This window comes from Nocardia uniformis NBRC 13702 (assembly GCF_001613345.1).
Taxonomy (GTDB): Bacteria; Actinomycetota; Actinomycetes; order Mycobacteriales; family Mycobacteriaceae; genus Nocardia; species Nocardia uniformis.
Map to the genome: position 1 here is coordinate 35,382 of NZ_BDCE01000024.1, position 15,872 is coordinate 51,253.

Below are 15,872 nucleotides of genomic sequence, written 5' to 3' on the forward strand. Positions count from 1 at the left end.
GCGGTGATCATTGTGCCCCGAGTCCACGCCTGTCCGGCACCTAGAGACGACGGCCACCGTCGACGTAGATCGTTTGGCCGGTCACGAAGGCGGCATTGTCGGAGGCGAGAAAGGAGACCACATTGGCGATATCCTCGGGGCGGCCGACGCGGCGCAGCGGGGTGATCTCGGCGGTTTTGGCCTGCAGGTCCTCGGCACTGACCCCCATGCGGGCGGCGGTGGCGGCGGTCATCTCGGTGGCGATGAAACCGGGGGCGACGGCATTGACATTGATGCCGAAGGGTCCGAGTTCCATTGCGAGAGTGCGGGTCAGGCCCTGGATGCCCGCCTTCGCGGCGGCGTAGTTGGCCTGGCCGCGATTGCCGAGCGCGGACACGCTGGAGGTATTGACGATTTTGCCGGAGCGCTGCGGCACCATATGGCGTTGCGCGGCACGGCTGCACAGGAACGCACCGCGCAGATGCACTCCCATCACGGTATCCCAGTCGTCCACGGACATCTTGAACAGCAGGTTGTCACGCAGGACCCCGGCATTGTTGACCAGGATGTCGAGCGAACCGAGTTCGGCGGCAGCACGATCGACGGCGGCATCGACCTGGGCTTCGTCGGTCACATCGCAGCCGATGGCGACGGCCTTGCTCCCTAGGCCGACAATGGCGTCCACCGTTGCCGCGCAGGCATTCTCATCGATATCGGCTACGGCAATGGCAGCACCGTCAGCGGCGAGCCTGAGGGCGGTGGCAGCGCCGATACCGCGCGCCGCGCCGGTCACGAAGGCGACGGTCATAGCATTCTCCTTGTCTGGCAGTGGAATTCGGATAGTCGAGACTCAGATGGTCGAGACTCAGGCAATGGCGTTCACGCCGGTGAGGGCACGGCCGATGAGCAGCTTCTGAATCTGGCTGGTGCCCTCGTAGAACGTCAGTACCCGCGCGTCGCGCAGGTACTTCGACACCGGATACTCGTCGATATAGCCGTAGCCGCCGAAGACCTGGATGGCGTTATTGGCGGCCTTGACCGCCGCCTCGCTGGCGAAGAGTTTTGCCACCGACGCCTCGGTGCCGAACGGTTGGCCGCGATCGACGAGATCGGCTACTCGCCAGGTCAATAGCCGCGCGGCCTCGACCTCGACGGCAATATCGGCGAGCAATTCCTGCACCAGCTGGAACGAGGCGATGGGCTTGCCGAACTGCTCGCGCTCCCGCGCGTATTTCACCGAGGCTTCGAGGCAGGCCCGCGCGACGCCCACACATCCGGCGGCGACACCCATACGGCCTTTGTCCAACGCGCCCATGGCGATTCGGAAGCCTTCACCCTCGTCGCCGAGGCGGGCGGAATCGGGTATCCGCACCTGGTCCAGGACCAGTTCCGCCGTGGCCTGACCGCGCAGTCCCAATTTGCCGGTGATCTCGGCGCGGGAGAATCCGGGCGCATCGGTGGGCACCAGGAAGGCGGTGACACCCTTTGGCCCGGACCCACCGGTGCGCGCGAAGATAATCGCGATATCGGCCGTCGTCCCATTGGTAATGAAGATCTTGGTACCCGACAGCAGCCAGTCGGCACCGTCGCGCACCGCCCTGGCACTCAGATTTCCGGCATCGGAGCCGGTTCCCGGTTCGGTAAGACCGAAGCAGCCGATCGACTGCCCGGCACACAGTCGCGGCAGCCAGGCACGCTGTTGTTCCTCGCCGCCGTAGGTCTTGATCGATTTGGCGACCAGTCCCAGCGATACCGACACAATGCCGCGCACGGCACTGTCCCCGCGGCCGAGCTCTTCTAGCAGCAGGCAGTAGGCCAGCGCGTCGCCACCCGATCCGCCGTACTCCTCGGGAATCTCGATGCCAAGGAATCCCATATCGCCGAGTTTTCCGGCAATGGCCGGATCGACCGCTTCGGCGCGATCCCAGGCGGTGGCATGGGGTACGACCTCTTTATCCACCCATGCCCTGGCGACCGCCCGCAGCTCACGGTGCGACTCGCCGAGTTCGAAGTCCATCTCCACTCCTAACCGAACAGTGTTAGGTTTGCGTCGCCGACGGTATCCTAACGACGTTCGGTTCTTCAAGAGCCGGGTGATACCTTCGGCTTCCAGACGAGGGAGGTGAGCTGATGGTCCGGCCGAAGGTGCCATTGCTCAGCCGGGAACGCATTCGCGTAGCCGCGCTGACCCTGATCGACCGCGACGGCCTGGGCGAGCTGTCCATGCGAAAACTCGCCGCCGAATTGGGCGTTCAGGCGGCGTCCCTGTACGGGCACTTCCCCACCAAGGACGACCTCCTCGACGACATCGCACGCGGGATTATGGGACGCGTCGACACCGCCGTCATCGAATGCGGCGACTGGCGTCAGGGACTCATCGAGTGGGCGCGCTCATACCGCGACGCCCTGGTGGCGCATCCGAACTTCGTGCCCTACCTGGCGTCCGGCCCCGGCAAGCGCGAAGAGAACCTGCGCGCCGCGGACGCGGTACACGGCGGGCTGGTAGGTGCGGGCTGGCCACCCCGCGAGGCGACCATGATCGGCGCTGCCACCAGGTATTTGGTGATGGGCTCCACCGTCGGATCGTTTTCCCGGGGGTTCGTCGACGACGTGCAGGTATACCGCGACCGCTACCCGCACCTGGACCAGGCGCACCTACTCCGCGCCAAGGCCGACGAAATCGATGCCGAGAGTTTCGAATTGGCGCTCACCGCCTTCATCGACGGCCTCGGCCTGCGGTACGACGCTCTACCCCGCCGCTGAGCAGGTGGCCGGAACTATCGCACGTTTCGCGACCGAACCGCCCCGTCATCCCGGCGCGCTTGTGGCCGGGATCCACACTGTGCGGCGCCATTCGGGTGTGGATTCCGGCCACAAGCATGCCGGAATGACGGGGCGGGAATGTCACTACATGGAGAAGTGGGCCTTGACCTGGTCTTCAGTCAATCCGTAATCGGCCAGCGAGTACCGATGGGCCGGTTTGCGGTCGCCGGATTTGCTCTCCTCGTCCAGGGCGAGCATGGCGGTCCGGGCGGCGTCGGTGAGTTCGATTCCGAAGGATTTGTAGATGGTCTCGATGGTGCCCATCGGATTCGCCCGCAGATCCTCGAACTGGATGTCGACGAACTGATCGGCGCTGTACTTCGCCCGCGACTCGTTGAAATTCCGCAGCCCCCGCGACCACAGCTCCAACTGGGTTTCGCCGATCCTGGCTCCGGAGAAGGAATTGGACCAGCCGCGGGCGGCCTGTTCGGACAGACTGCACGACGAGCCGATAATCGTCACCGGATCGCGGTGGGTCTGAATGATGAGCGCGTCCGGGTACACCCGCATGAGCGCGTCCAGGGCGAACAGGTGGCTGGGGTTCTTCATTACCCAGTGGCGACTGTCGCCGAGGCCGATGAGTCGCAGGTTGTCGCGGTGCCGCACATAGGCATTGGTCCAATCCTGGGTGCGCAACCACTGCGAGTAAGTGGGCAGGTAGGCGAGGCTCTCATAGGAAATGGATTTCACCGTCTGCCGTAGCAACTGCCAGCATTCCTCCACATCGGCGGCACTCATGTAGTGCACGCCCATGAATTCCGGATTCTCGACGCGGTGCTGGGCGAATCCGGCGTCGATCTGCTGGTAGACGGGGTTGGCGGCCCAGGTGTCGCGCGGCGGGCGGGGCTGCGGGAATTCCGCCAGCCACATTTCCAGGGCCTGATGCCGCGGGTCGGCGGCCAGCAGTCGGTGCAGTGCGGTGGTGCCGGTGCGCGGCAGGCCGGTGACGAAAATCGGTCGGGTGACGGGGGTTTCGACATAGGCCGGGTTGGCCTGCCAGGAGGCTTCGCTCAGGGCGCGCGCCACGAGTGCCCCGCGCAGGAAGTACCGGCTCATCTTGCTGCCGAGTTCGGTGAGGTCGGCGTCGCGCTGATAGGACTCCAGCAGAACGCCGAGGGCCTCGGTGTAGTCGTCGGTACCGAAATCGGTGAGGCCGCAGACCTTGGTGGCGGAAGCGTGGAGGTCTTCGACCGTGCCCACGCCGGTGCGTCCGCTCATCGTGTTGACTCCTTGATTCTTGTCAGACGTGGTATTCGCCGCAGTTGACGTCGAGGGTCTGGCCGGTAATGGCATTGGCCCAGGGCGAGGCCAGAAACACCACGGCGCGGGCGATCTCATCGGGTTCGGGCAGCCGCTTCAGGTCGGATTTGGCAGCGGTCTGCTCGTAGACCTGTTCGGTGGTGATGCCGTACTTCTTGGCGATCTCACCGAAGTACCACTTCAGCTGATCGTTCCAGATGTAGCCGGGGGCAACGGTATTGACGCGAATACCCTTGGGACCGAGTTCGGTGGCCAGGGTCTGGGACATGGCGAGCAGCGCCGATTTGGCAACCTTATAGCTGCCGTACCGGGGTTCGGAATGGCGCAGGACGGCGGAGTTGATCATGACGACCGCGCCCTTGGTCTCGGCGAGGGCCTCGGTGAATGCCTGGGTCATGCGTAGGTTGCCGAGCACCGTGAGATCGAGACTGTCGCTGATCTGCTGGAAATCGGTGCGCGCCAGCGACTTCATGGACGGCACCGAGAAGGCATTGTTCACCAGGACATCGACGCGGCCGAAGGTGTCCAGGGTGTGCGCCACCAGCGCCTGTACGGCGTCGTCATCGGTGATATCGGTGGGCACGCACAGCGTTTCGCCACCCGCCGCCTCGATTTCGGCGGCCACCTCTTTGAGCCGGGATTCGGTACGCGCGGCCAGCACGACCTTCGCGCCGGCGGCGGCGGATTCGGTACAGATGGAACGGCCGAGGCCGGGGCCTACGCCACTGACGACGACTACCTTGTCGGCCAGCATGGGGTTGTTCATGAGTTGATTCCTCGTCCTAGGAGTGTCGATCAGCCAACGGGAGTGGGATCAGCCGAGCATGCGGTCGGCGAAGGCGCGCTGCCGCATGGCGATTCGCTCGCGCCAGCCCGCCTCATCGATGCGATTGTGTTCGAAGTGCGGCAGGCGTTCGCCGACCTTGTCGAACGGCACCAGTTCCGCGGTCGGCCCCTGGTCGGGGGTAATGGGTTGATCCACGCGCTGCCAGCGGAACTGGAGAATGCCGTGACCGCGGCCGGTGGTTTCGATCCAATTGGCGATACCGGGATTCTTCGCCGATACCACCAGGCGGATGAAGCCGTCCGGATCCGCCTGAGCCTGAGCGTGATTGAGGCTGGTCTGGTGGTTCACGTAGTCGAGCGAGATGTACCACATGCTGCCGAGCTGGAAGCCCAGGTACGGGGCCTGCGACACCGGGACGGTGATAATGAGCGCCTGATCGTCGGCGAGGTCATAGTGGCCGACCGAGGAGTACTGGGTGCTCAGGCCGCCCGGGGTGAGCCGGGGCTCGGTGAGGGTATTGACCGGCAGGTCCAGGTAGAACCACTTGGGAAAGTTGAACCAGGTGTGGATGCGGGTGAGCAGCATCTTTCCGGCGGCGCGGTAGCGCTTACGCAATTGCGCCGCATCGGGTTCGACGGGCGCGGTGCCGATGGTGTCGACGCGCTCGATACGAATGCGGCCCTTGGTCTCCTCGGTCCAGTCGCCGTACACCTCACGCACCGCCAGCATGGACGCGCCCTCGCCGAGAACGAAGTAGTCCGGTCCCGGATTCTCCTTCGCCGGACCGAACCTCAGCTGATAGCTGCCGTCCGCGGCGATCGTGATACGGCGGTCGTCGAAGGCGTCGTCGCCACCGGGGACATTGGAGGCGGTGTAGTCGCCACGCAGTACCTGGAAGCTCAAATCGACGGTACTGCCGCGCACCCCGGTCACCAGGTATTCGGCGGTCGGCTCGATATTCGCGTGGTAGTAGAGCGTATCGGGATTGTCCAGGCCCATTTTCGCGTACGGGCCGGTGGAGGTGACGAAGTACGGGTGCGAGGTGCCGTGTGCGCCCGACAGGCGCAGGCAGGCGGAAATACTGGCCGCCAGGTAGTCGTAGCCCTCGGCCAAGTCGGCGTCGGTGCGCACGAATGGTGCGGAGGCAATGAGCTTTTCGGCCTCGGCGACGGCCGCCAGGAAGGGTTCGGTCAGCGGGAGCGCGGCTTGTTCGTAGCCGTTGTCACGAGTGCCTTTGAATGTTTCAGTCATCGGGCGTCAGCGATTCCTAGTGCTCGGCGGATGTGTTCGGCGATATCAGTGGGGGTGCCGTCCGTGGGGGTGACCACGAGGTCTGCGTGCTCGGGGCGCTCGTACGGCGAGTCGATGCCGGTGAACTGGCGTATCTCGCCCGCTCGGGCGCGGGCGTAGAGGCCCTTGGGGTCGCGGGTTTCGCAGGTGTGCAGCGGGGTGTCGACGAAGACCTCGTTGAATGGCAGGCTCTTGGCGGCGTGGATATTCCGGGCGTTCTCGCGTTCGGCGGCGAAGGGGCTGATGAGCGAGACAATGGCGATGGTGCCGGAATCGGCCATGAGGGCGGCGATTTCGGCGACGCGGCGGATGTTCTCGCGGCGTTCGTCATCGCCGAAGCCCAGATCGCCATTGATGCCGTGGCGCAGGTTATCGCCGTCCAGTAGGTAGGCGGGGCGTCCGGCGGCAATGAGCTGGCGCTCCAATTCGACCGCGATGGTGGATTTTCCGGAACCGGAGAGGCCGGTCAGCCAGATGGTCGCGCCCTGTGAGAGGCGCTGCCCGCGTTCGACGGCCGAACTGTGCCAGACCACGTCGGCGCGCTGCGCGGCGGGTTTCACCGGAGTGCGGCCGGTAATCATGCCGGCGGCCACGGTCTGGTTGGTGTGCTCGTCGATGAGGATGAAACTGCCCGTGGAGCGGTTGTCGCGATACGGGTCGAACGTGATCGCCTGTCGGCTGCGCAGGGTGAGGCGGCCGATATCGTTGAGCGTCAGCTCCTCCGCGTCGGCCACGCGGTGCAGGGTGTTCACATCCAGCCGGTAGTCGAGGACGCTCACCTGCACCGGGGAGGACTGGGTGGCGGTGTGCAGCGAGTAGCGGTCGCCGGGGCGCAGCGCGGTGGTGTCGGAGAACCAGCACACCATGGCGTCGAGTTCACGGTCCTGGTGTGGCTGGTTGCCGGGGCGGGCGAGCATATCGCCACGGCCGATATCGATTTCATCGTCGAGGGTGACCGAGACGGCCATACCGGCGACGGCCTCCTCGATCTTGCTGCCACCCGGTCCCCAGATATGGGTGACCTTGGTGCTGCGCCCCGAAGGCAACACCACGATCTCGTCGCCGGGTTTGAAGACACCGCCCGCGATGGTGCCCGCATAGCTGCGCTGCGCTGTTTCCATGCCGCCCGCTCGGGGACCCTCCGTGGTTGCGCGGGTTGCCGCCTCCGGACCCTGATCGATCGGGCGGGCTCGGTGCGGGCGGATGACGTACTGCACCGGCAGTCGAGCGTCGATGAGATTGCGGTCCGACGCGATATGGACGTCCTCGAGGTGGGCCAGTAGCGGCGGGCCCGGAAACCACGGCGTGTGCTGCGACGGTTCCACCACATTGTCGCCGTGCAGCGCCGATACCGGCAGGAAGCTGAGGTCGCGCACATCGAGTTTGGTGGCGAAATCGGCGAATTCGTCGCGGATCTCGTCGAAGCGATCTCGCGACCAGTCGACCAGGTCCATCTTGTTCACGCACAGAACCAGGTGGCCGACGCCGAGCAGCGAGGAGAGGAAAGCGTGCCTGCGGGTCTGCTCGGAGACGCCCTTGCGGGCATCGACCAGCAGTAGCGCCAGGTCGGCGGTGGACGCGCCGGTGACCATATTGCGGGTGTACTGCACATGCCCCGGCGTATCCGCGATAATGAATTTCCTGCGCGGCGTGGTGAAGTAGCGGTAGGCGACATCGATGGTGATGCCCTGTTCCCGCTCGGCGCGCAGCCCGTCGGTGATCAGCGACAGGTCGGGGGCGATATCGCCGCGGGCGGTGCTGAACTTCTCGATGGCCGACAGTTGGTCGGTGAACAAGGATTTGGAGTCGTAGAGCAGTCGCCCGATGAGGGTGGACTTGCCGTCGTCGACGCTGCCCGCGGTGGCCAGTCGCAGCAGATTGCGGCGTGCGGGCCGGGCTCCGGTGTTGCCGCTCATCAGAAGTAGCCCTCTCGCTTGCGATCCTCCATGCCGGAGTCGGAGATTCGGTCGTCGGCGCGGGTCGCACCGCGTTCGGTGAGCCGGGTGACGGCGGTTTCGGCAATGACCTGCGCCGGGGTGGCGGCGCTGGATTCGATACAGCCCGTGCAGGTGGCGTCGCCGACGGTGCGGAAGCGCACGGTGGTCTCATAGGGCTGTTCGCCGGGACCGTAGGTGAGGAATCGGTTGTCGGCCAACAGCATTCCGTCGCGCGGCACCACCTTGCGGCGGTGTGCGTAGTACAGCGACGGCAGCTCCACGGCGGCCTGGTCGATGTACTCCCAGATATCGAGTTCGGTCCAATTCGACAGTGGGAACACTCGAATGTGCTCACCCCTGCGGTGCCGCCCGTTGTACAGATTCCACACTTCGGGCCGCTGCGCGCGTGGCTCCCAGGCCCCGAACTCGTCGCGGAAGCTGAATACCCGCTCCTTGGCCCGTGCCTTCTCCTCATCGCGGCGTGCCCCGCCGAAGACCGCGTCGAAGCGGTTGTCGGCAATGGCGCGCAGCAACGTGGTGGTCTGCAACCGGTTTCGTGTCTCCCCCGGCCGTTCGACCAGCCGCCCCGCATCGATATCGTCCTGCACCTTCGCCACCAACAGGCGCGCGCCGAGCCGCTCGGCGGTCCGATCGCGGAAGTCGATCACCTCATCGAAGTTGTGCCCGGTATCGATATGCAGCAGTGCGAACGGCAGCGGCGCGGGCCAGAACGCCCGCCGCGCCAGTTCCAACATGACGGCCGAATCCTTACCACCCGAGAACAGCAGTACCGGCCGCTCGAAGGTGGCCGCGACCTCTCGGATGATGTGCACCGATTCGGCCTCGAGCGCTGTCAGATGCGACAGCTCATATCCCGTGGGCATCACTCAACTCACTCGCCGCGCCGAAACTCGAACCCGAGTTGCGATGTCGAATATTCGACGCTATTGTTCGATAATGTGACACCGACGATAGGCGGGTCATCGCATACCGGTCAATACCCATCGGCGGATTCGTACGCCGTGCGCACGATCGCGCGTACGGTCAACGCCACCTCATCGACCAGCAGGGGACGCATTGCCTGAGATCGCACCCGCCGAACCGCGCGCAGCCGAGACCGCGGCCTCCCCGCCGACCCACCGTGTCGTCCAGGTCATCGAGCTGCTCTCCCGCCGCCCTGGCGACCACCTGTCCCTGGCGGCGATAGTTCGCGCCACCGGCATGTCCCGGGCGACCGCCCACGCGGTACTGACCCAGCTCACCGCCGACGACTGGACCCTGCGCGACGAAAACGGCAACTACAGCCTGGGTTTGGCACTGATCACGGTCGCCCGCCGCGCCGAATCCGCCTTCCCGCTGCGCCGTATGGCCCTGGAACCGATGCGCAAACTCGCCGTGCAGCACGGCATCCCGGTCTTCCTGGCCGAACGCGAAGCGGACACCATCCTCATCACCGAGGTAGTCGGCACCCCCTCGGTCCCTTGGATCCGCCAGGGCCGCCGCCTGTCCCTCGCCCCACCGGTCTGCCGCGAATTCATCGCCTGGGCCCCCGAGCCCGACCGCGATGCCTGGATAGCCGCCGCCGATCCCACCCACCGCCCCCGCCTGACCGCGGTCCTGGACGCCATCCGCACCCGCGGCTACGCCGTGGAGCGCCTGGCCGACGACTCCGCCCCCATGCTCGAAGCCCTGACCGCCCTACGCCACTCCCCCGTCACGGACCCCCTCCGCAACCGCCTCAATGCCATGATCACCGACCTCATCACCATCGACTACCTCCCCGACGAACTCACCGACCACAACGCGGTGGTCTCCGTCTCCGCCCCCCTCTTCACCGCCACCCGGGTCACCGCCTCCCTGGTCGCCTGCCCCGACACCAACCTCACCGCCGCCCAACTCGAATCCCTCGCCGCCGACACCATCGCCGCCGCAGCAGCCGTCACCCGAACCATTTGATCCGGCGAATCCACTTGCGGTGCGACAGGTTCGCAATCACTTGGACGACAGTGGTGTAGAGATTGTCAACGGCCGGTGGTCGAGGTGGGCGCGCTGAGCGAGGTGATCTCGCACTACTGCCGGGATGCGGACGGGAATCCGTCGAGATCGCGGGGCATCCGGGCTGAGTGTGCGCTTTCCCCAACCGTCGGCGCTTTACCGCATGTCAGCGCCGAAAAGTGCACACTCAGACCGGTTCCGAACTGCCGGGCAGGGCAGTCGAGTATCAGCCAACCGCATTGCGGCGATTCGTGGCAGCCCCTGGATACCGGGGCATGGGCGGTGGGTCGGGCAGACTGGTCGACATGGTGGATGTGGCTATTCGTAAGGCTTCGGCCGAGGATGATCGGGCCCTTGCCGGACTCAACTATCGGGCCTGGTCGCCACTAACCGAGATCACTCCGCGGCCGGTGGAGAGCGCGCCGTTCTTCGGGGACGGAAACCAGCCCGAGCACTACCTGGTCCCGGTGCCGAATGGTCAGCCGGTCGGCTATCTCCGCCTGGTGCAACCGATTCCGATTCCCAGTGCGGCGCACGTCCGCCAGATCCAAGGCCTTGTCGTGGATGAATCCGTACGCCATCAGGGGATCGGGAGCGCCCTGCTGCGCGCGGCCGGCACCGAAGCCCGCCGCCAGGGCGCCACCCGGCTGACCCTGCGGGTCCTGTCCACCAATACCGATGCCCGCCGCCTCTACGAGAGCCTGGGCTTCACCGTCGAAGGCACCCTGCGGGGAGAGTTCATTATCGAGGGTCGCGCCGTGGACGACATCCTCATGGCACGCACCGTCTGAACGGTGCAGGATCGGCTCATGGAGACGATCGATTCCCGCGAGGTCTATTCGAACGCCTGGCTGACGGTCCGGGAGGACTCCGTGCGCCGGGCAGATGGCAGCACCGGAATCTATGGCGTTGTCGACAAGGCGGACTATGTGGCGGTCATCCCGTGGGATGGCGAGCGGTTCCATTTGGTCGAGCAGTTCAGATATCCACTCGGGCAACGGAGTTGGGAGTTTCCGGGGGGATCGCTACCGCCCGGCGAGGTGGGCGAGCCGCTGGCGATCGCGCATCGAGAACTGCGGGAGGAGACCGGGTTTCGGGCGGCGACCATGACATGCATCGGTGAACTCGCCCCGGCTCCGGCCACATGCAGTCAACGGGGGCGATTCTTTCTGGCGACCGGATTGACCGCGGGTGCGCATGAGCGGGAAATCGAGGAGCAGGACATGCGTGCGGATGGGTTCACACGTGCCGAGTTCGAAGCCATGATCCGGTCCGGCACGATCATCGACGGGGACACCGTGGCCGCCTACACGCTACTGCTCTTCCACGAACGCACGCACCGCTGAACAGCGCCGCGCACCAACTGGGGTACACGGCGGGCACAGCATGCGGGTGGAAGCGGATTACCCCTTGGGCTCGACCAGTTGGATGTCGAGTTCGATGGCGATCTTGTCGCTGATCATGGCGGCGGGAATCGCGGTGGCGACACCGAAGTCGGTGCGCTTGATGGTGCCGGTGGCGGTGAAGCCGATGTGGTTGTCACCGGTCTGCGCGAAGACCTGGATGCCTCCCCATTCGACGTCGAGGGTGACGGGCCGGGTGACACCGCCGAGGGTGACCTCACCGGTGACCTCGAAGTCCTCGTCGATCCGGATGGGCTCGAGCGCATTGAAGGTCAGGGTCGGCCGGTTCGCCACATCGAGGAGGTCGGCTGCCAGGACGTGCGCGTCACGATCGGCATTACCGGTATCGAAGGAATCGAGGTGGACGGTCGCGCCGATGGTGGCCGCACCGGTCTCATCGACGACGAACTCGGTCTCGAACCGGTTGAAGCGGCCACGAACCTTGGAAATGCCCAGGTGGCGCAGGTTGAAGTTGACCGAAGAGTGAGCGGTATCCAGCGCCCACGAACCGGCGGTGAGATTGGCCTGTGTCGAAGTCGTCATACCGAGAAGACTAAGCGGACCACGGTCCGTTAACCACACCGCCCCGATCCTGGTACTGTCAGGGCGGGGATACCAGGGCCGGGACAGGGCATCATGGTCGAGTGGCCCAGTCCGAATTCGCCGAATTCCTGATCGCGCGCCGAGCGCAGTTGCAGCCCGAGGAGGTGGGGCTGCCACCCGGCCGCCGTCGCCGCACCCCGGGCCTGCGCCGGGAGGAAGTCGCAGCGCTGGCAGGGGTGAGCGTCGACTATCTGGCCCGCCTGGAACAGGGCCGCGACAGCAACCCCTCCACCGGCGTCCTCAACGCACTCGCCGATGCCCTGCGACTCAACGATTCCGAACGCCACCACTTCGCCAAGATCGCCCTCGGCATGGAACCGGCCGCGTGCCCCGGCACGGGCCAGGCGCACGAGCAGTTGACCGAAACCGTCCAGGCCGTGATCGACGCCCTGCAACCCACTCCCGCCTTCGTACTCGGCCGCCGATCCAATATCCTCGGCTCGAACGCCTCCTGGCGCGATTTCGCAACGCCCCTGGGCCTTTTCGACGAAGTCGCCGATTCCAATCTGGTGAATTACCTGTTCGCACACCCGGAGGCACCGCAGCACATCCGCAATTGGCCGGACGTAGCGGATATGTTCATCTCCTCCCTGCGCGCCGCCCAATCCCACTGGTCCGACGACGAGCAGCTACAAGAACTCATCCATGCGCTACAACAGTTTCCGGAATTCGCCCGCCGCTGGCACGCACACCGGGTCGGCCCCTACCGATCCGGCATCCTGCAGGTACACCACCCGATTCGCGGCAATGTCGAAGTGGAATTCGAAACCATGAACCCCACCCCCGACCAAACCGTCACAGTCTGGTTCATCGACCGCCGCCGAGCCCACACCCCGAGCCTGCGCCTGGTCAACGAATAGTCGCGCAGGAACGGATTCAGGACGCCAGTGCCCGCAGCCGCGCCATGATCTCCGCCGGGGGATGCGACTCGACCCGGTAGCGGGGTGGGTCGTATCCCGGTGCGGGAGTGAGGTTTACGAGGGTGGCCACCACATCCCATTCGACGCGGAAGGCGTCGTGGTCATCGCTCACGAAGCAGATGTAGTGTGCTCGTGGCAGCAGGGTGGGGGCGTAGTCGGTCCATGAGGTCATGGTGTGTTCGATGCCGTCCGGAGCTCGCAGGTGGACCAGTTCGGCGACGGCTTCCGCTCGGTGCTCGTCGGATCGCAGGTGCGCGGTCTGCGTGGCATAGGAACTGGCGGCGAGCCGGGCCTCGGCGTGCCGAATCCACCGCCAGGCGAGATGGTCCCGCGGTACCTGAAGTGGTGCGAGTTCACCGCGTGCGTCGACCGTGTACGGCACCGGGGACAGCGGGCGCAGCGCCTTGTCGTAGTGCTCCTCGGCGAAAGTCAGCAGCGGCACCAGCATGTCCTCGGACGCGCCGAGCACCACGAACATTCCGGTATGTCCCGGGAGGAAAACCAGTGGGCGCGAACCGGTTCGAGTGGCGACGCCGCCGAGCCATCCGGGTAGCAGGGGTAGCGAGCCGATATAGGAATCCCCGCTGTCGTCCTCGAACTCCATGACCCGAATTCCACTGGACGGTTCGAACATCTCCAGGGTATTCATCGCCGGCACGGTCAGATTCCCGCGCGCGATGGTGTAGACGTGATCGGCGTCCACGCCCCAGAAGTCGAGGTCCTGCGTGGTGACGAACCGCAGGGTGGTCGCCATATCCACCACCACCATCTCGGCCAGATACGGCAGCGTGGGACGGGACAGCGTTGTCTGGCTCACATCGATAGCCGCGAACCGCATATCCTCGCGACCCGCCTGCCGCAGGACCGGTCGCAGTCGCGCGGCCACCTGGCCCCAACTGCCCGGAGAGTAATCCACGAGTGTCGGCTCGACCAGATCCGCGACGGCACTGGCCAATTCGGGCCCGGTCTGCCCGTCGAATCGCCGGAAGAGAATGCCGAGCCCGATTCTGCCCGTCCCCCCGCTGCTGACCCGATAGTCGATCACATAACCGCCCGAGTCGAATGCGGCCGACTCGATCCCGTCATAGCCCCGTACCAGCTCGAGCACATGTCGACCGAACCGTTCCCGCGATGATCCGAAGGCCCTCCCCACAAAGCTCATTTCGCGGACGATACGCGGGGCGAATGACATTTGCCTGCCTCGATTCCGACAACTCGGGCTCGCAGGATTTATCACAAAACGGTAACGTGCAGCCCATGACGCAGCAGACCGGAGTGATGTTGAGTTCCCGGCTGCTCCGACTACTCGGGACGGCACGCACCGACCCGAATCTGCCGCGCACCGCCATGGTGATGCCGGTGGCGGATACCGCAGGGCTGGCGAAGATCTCGTTCGGATCGACGGTGCCCGAACTGCGCGCGATCGGGGTGGCGCTCACCTCCGAGATCGTGATGCAGTGGCGGACGGAGCAGCCGGAACTGCTGGCCGAACTGGCCCTGTGCGTAGCCGATCCCGACTATCACAGCGACGATGCGGCGGGCGTGCTGGCGGCCATCACGGGAACCGCACCCGCACCTGACTTCACGCCGGTGATCCCCACGCTGGTCGAGGCACTCGATCACGAGAGCCCGTTCGGATCGCTCACCCTCGCCCTGGCCCGCCTGCGCCATCCCACCGCGGTGGATTCGGTGCGACAGTGGTTGACGAGCGGGCGGATCAAACCGCTGCCGGATCCGTTCGATATCGAACACGTGCTGTCACCGCTCGTCGACTACGCCGAGGAGCTGTTGCCCGCCATCCGGGCTTCGCTGGCCACCGAGTCCTACAACAGTGCGCTGCACCCGCTGCTGCGGACGCTCGCCGCGTGGGGTCCGACCGCCGCGCCGGCACTTCCGGAACTGCTGCCCTACTTGCGCAATGGTGATGCGCGCTGGGCCTGCGAGGCGCTCGGCAGTATCGGCCCGGACGCGGCCCCTGCCGCCGAGCTCATCGAACGCTATGCCCGGGGTACCGAGCGCCCGCCGCGGCACGACACCGGCTTGCCGCCCGACAGCCCACACGAGTGGCACGGCACCCAGACAGCCGCGTGGGCGCTGTGGCGCATCACGGGCGAATCCGGGGTCGCGCTCTCGGTTTTCGGCGACGCGATCGAGGCGGGTATCGCGGTCGATTTCGATCGACTAGCCGAATTCGGTTCCCTCGCTTGCCTATTGGCCGACGATGTCCGCGCCCGCCTCGATTCGCCCGGACGGTGGGAGCAGGTACATGCGGCTCGCGCCTGGTGGCGGATAACCGGCGACGCCGAACCTGCCGTCCCGGTGCTGCTGAATGCGTTGGAACCGTTGACGTCCGGATACGCGGATGCCGAATGCCGCGCCGCTGTGCGCCTGATCAGCGAGATCGGCTCGCCGATGCGCGCGGCGATGCCCTTGCTCGAAGCTGTCCTTTCGACCGATCGCCGATTCGGGCCGTTGCCGCCGCATCGAGCCCCGCAATCACAGACGGAATTGATTGCGGCGGAACGCGATACCGAACTCTGCGTCGCGGCGCAGGCGGCACTTATCGCTATTGACGCAGGCTGAGCGGCTGGTTGGAGGTCTACGCGTCATACGGCTTGCCTCGGTGGCGGAGAGTCGGTTGCGAAAGCGTGCGGTACTTTCGGTCGCTCGGTCGGGTGTCTGAAGAGGCTGGGAGTCAGGTTTTCTCGGGAGGAGGGGGTAGGCGTGCTGTTTTGGGGGCGGGGTGGTGACGTGATCGATTGTTGCGTTGGGTGCCGTGCCCGGCTGGGGCACTGAGTGCTGTTCTCGGGGCCTACGTAGCCAGGTTGGGAGCGACGCTTGCGGTTCCAGCTGGGTTCGGCCGAGTCGAGCAAAA

The 15,872-nt window shown here is 65.6% G+C and carries 15 protein-coding genes; 6 read left to right on the forward strand and 9 right to left on the reverse strand.

The genetic code is table 11. The features are described 5' to 3' along the window. Positions 1-40: 40 nt before the first annotated feature. Together fabG and NU1_RS07585 are read right to left on the reverse strand one after the other, a co-directional pair. Positions 41-787: a 3-oxoacyl-ACP reductase FabG gene (gene fabG / locus NU1_RS07580; RefSeq protein WP_067518786.1), complete on the reverse strand. Its 747-nt coding sequence runs from the start codon at positions 785-787 to the stop codon at positions 41-43. A 57-nt stretch (positions 788-844) separates the two neighbouring features. Beyond that, positions 845-1,996 (reverse strand): acyl-CoA dehydrogenase family protein, encoded by a 1,152-nt coding sequence (locus tag NU1_RS07585; RefSeq protein WP_067518787.1) that lies wholly within the window; start codon positions 1,994-1,996, stop codon positions 845-847. Positions 1,997-2,109: 113 nt separating this feature from the next. Between NU1_RS07585 and NU1_RS07590 the strand changes: the two genes are divergently transcribed. Next, positions 2,110-2,742, forward strand: coding sequence for a TetR/AcrR family transcriptional regulator (locus tag NU1_RS07590; protein ID WP_067518788.1), 633 nt, complete (start codon positions 2,110-2,112; stop codon positions 2,740-2,742). A 144-nt stretch (positions 2,743-2,886) separates the two neighbouring features. On the opposite strand, the gene NU1_RS07595 is transcribed toward NU1_RS07590, so the two are convergent. The 5 genes from NU1_RS07595 to cysD are packed head-to-tail and all read right to left on the reverse strand — an operon-like array spanning position 2,887 to position 8,960. Next, positions 2,887-4,020, reverse strand: a complete 1,134-nt coding sequence (locus NU1_RS07595; RefSeq protein ID WP_067518789.1) for a sulfotransferase family protein — start codon at positions 4,018-4,020, stop codon at positions 2,887-2,889. A 22-nt stretch (positions 4,021-4,042) separates the two neighbouring features. After that, entirely contained in the window at positions 4,043-4,828 is a 786-nt protein-coding gene (locus NU1_RS07600) for an SDR family oxidoreductase (RefSeq protein ID WP_067518790.1), read from the reverse strand. A gap of 48 nt (positions 4,829-4,876) precedes the next feature. Then, complete coding sequence (locus NU1_RS07605) at positions 4,877-6,100, reverse strand: hypothetical protein (RefSeq protein WP_067518793.1); 1,224 nt, start codon at positions 6,098-6,100, stop codon at positions 4,877-4,879. Further along, positions 6,097-8,055 carry an adenylyl-sulfate kinase gene (gene cysC / locus NU1_RS07610; RefSeq protein ID WP_067518795.1) on the reverse strand — a complete coding sequence of 653 codons (1,959 nt, stop codon included), beginning with the start codon at positions 8,053-8,055 and terminating at the stop codon, positions 6,097-6,099. The genes NU1_RS07605 and cysC overlap by 4 nt, the downstream gene beginning before the upstream one ends. Continuing rightward, complete coding sequence (cysD, locus tag NU1_RS07615; protein ID WP_067518797.1) at positions 8,055-8,960, reverse strand: sulfate adenylyltransferase subunit CysD; 906 nt, start codon at positions 8,958-8,960, stop codon at positions 8,055-8,057. The genes cysC and cysD overlap by 1 nt, the downstream gene beginning before the upstream one ends. A gap of 193 nt (positions 8,961-9,153) precedes the next feature. Between cysD and NU1_RS43750 the strand changes: the two genes are divergently transcribed. The 3 genes from NU1_RS43750 to NU1_RS07630 all read left to right on the forward strand — a co-directional run bounded on the left by NU1_RS43750 (position 9,154) and on the right by NU1_RS07630 (position 11,417). Beyond that, positions 9,154-10,032, forward strand: a complete 879-nt coding sequence (locus tag NU1_RS43750; protein ID WP_212761726.1) for a helix-turn-helix domain-containing protein — start codon at positions 9,154-9,156, stop codon at positions 10,030-10,032. A 344-nt stretch (positions 10,033-10,376) separates the two neighbouring features. Next, positions 10,377-10,862: a GNAT family N-acetyltransferase gene (locus NU1_RS07625; protein WP_067518821.1), complete on the forward strand. Its 486-nt coding sequence runs from the start codon at positions 10,377-10,379 to the stop codon at positions 10,860-10,862. A gap of 18 nt (positions 10,863-10,880) precedes the next feature. Beyond that, on the forward strand, positions 10,881-11,417 hold the full coding sequence (locus tag NU1_RS07630) for an NUDIX domain-containing protein (RefSeq protein ID WP_067518799.1): 537 nt from the start codon (positions 10,881-10,883) through the stop codon (positions 11,415-11,417). Positions 11,418-11,474: 57 nt separating this feature from the next. On the opposite strand, the gene NU1_RS07635 is transcribed toward NU1_RS07630, so the two are convergent. Continuing rightward, positions 11,475-12,017: a YceI family protein gene (locus NU1_RS07635; RefSeq protein WP_067518801.1), complete on the reverse strand. Its 543-nt coding sequence runs from the start codon at positions 12,015-12,017 to the stop codon at positions 11,475-11,477. A 101-nt stretch (positions 12,018-12,118) separates the two neighbouring features. Here NU1_RS07635 and NU1_RS07640 point away from each other — a divergent pair, with 101 nt between their 5' ends. Then, positions 12,119-12,937 (forward strand): helix-turn-helix transcriptional regulator, encoded by an 819-nt coding sequence (locus NU1_RS07640; protein ID WP_067518803.1) that lies wholly within the window; start codon positions 12,119-12,121, stop codon positions 12,935-12,937. Positions 12,938-12,953: 16 nt separating this feature from the next. Here NU1_RS07640 and NU1_RS07645 read toward each other — a convergent pair whose 3' ends face one another. Beyond that, positions 12,954-14,159: a hypothetical protein gene (locus tag NU1_RS07645; protein ID WP_157552033.1), complete on the reverse strand. Its 1,206-nt coding sequence runs from the start codon at positions 14,157-14,159 to the stop codon at positions 12,954-12,956. 95 nt (positions 14,160-14,254) lie between these two features. Here NU1_RS07645 and NU1_RS07650 point away from each other — a divergent pair, with 95 nt between their 5' ends. Then, entirely contained in the window at positions 14,255-15,580 is a 1,326-nt protein-coding gene (locus NU1_RS07650) for a hypothetical protein (RefSeq protein WP_067518807.1), read from the forward strand. The last annotated feature ends 292 nt before the right edge of the window (positions 15,581-15,872 follow it).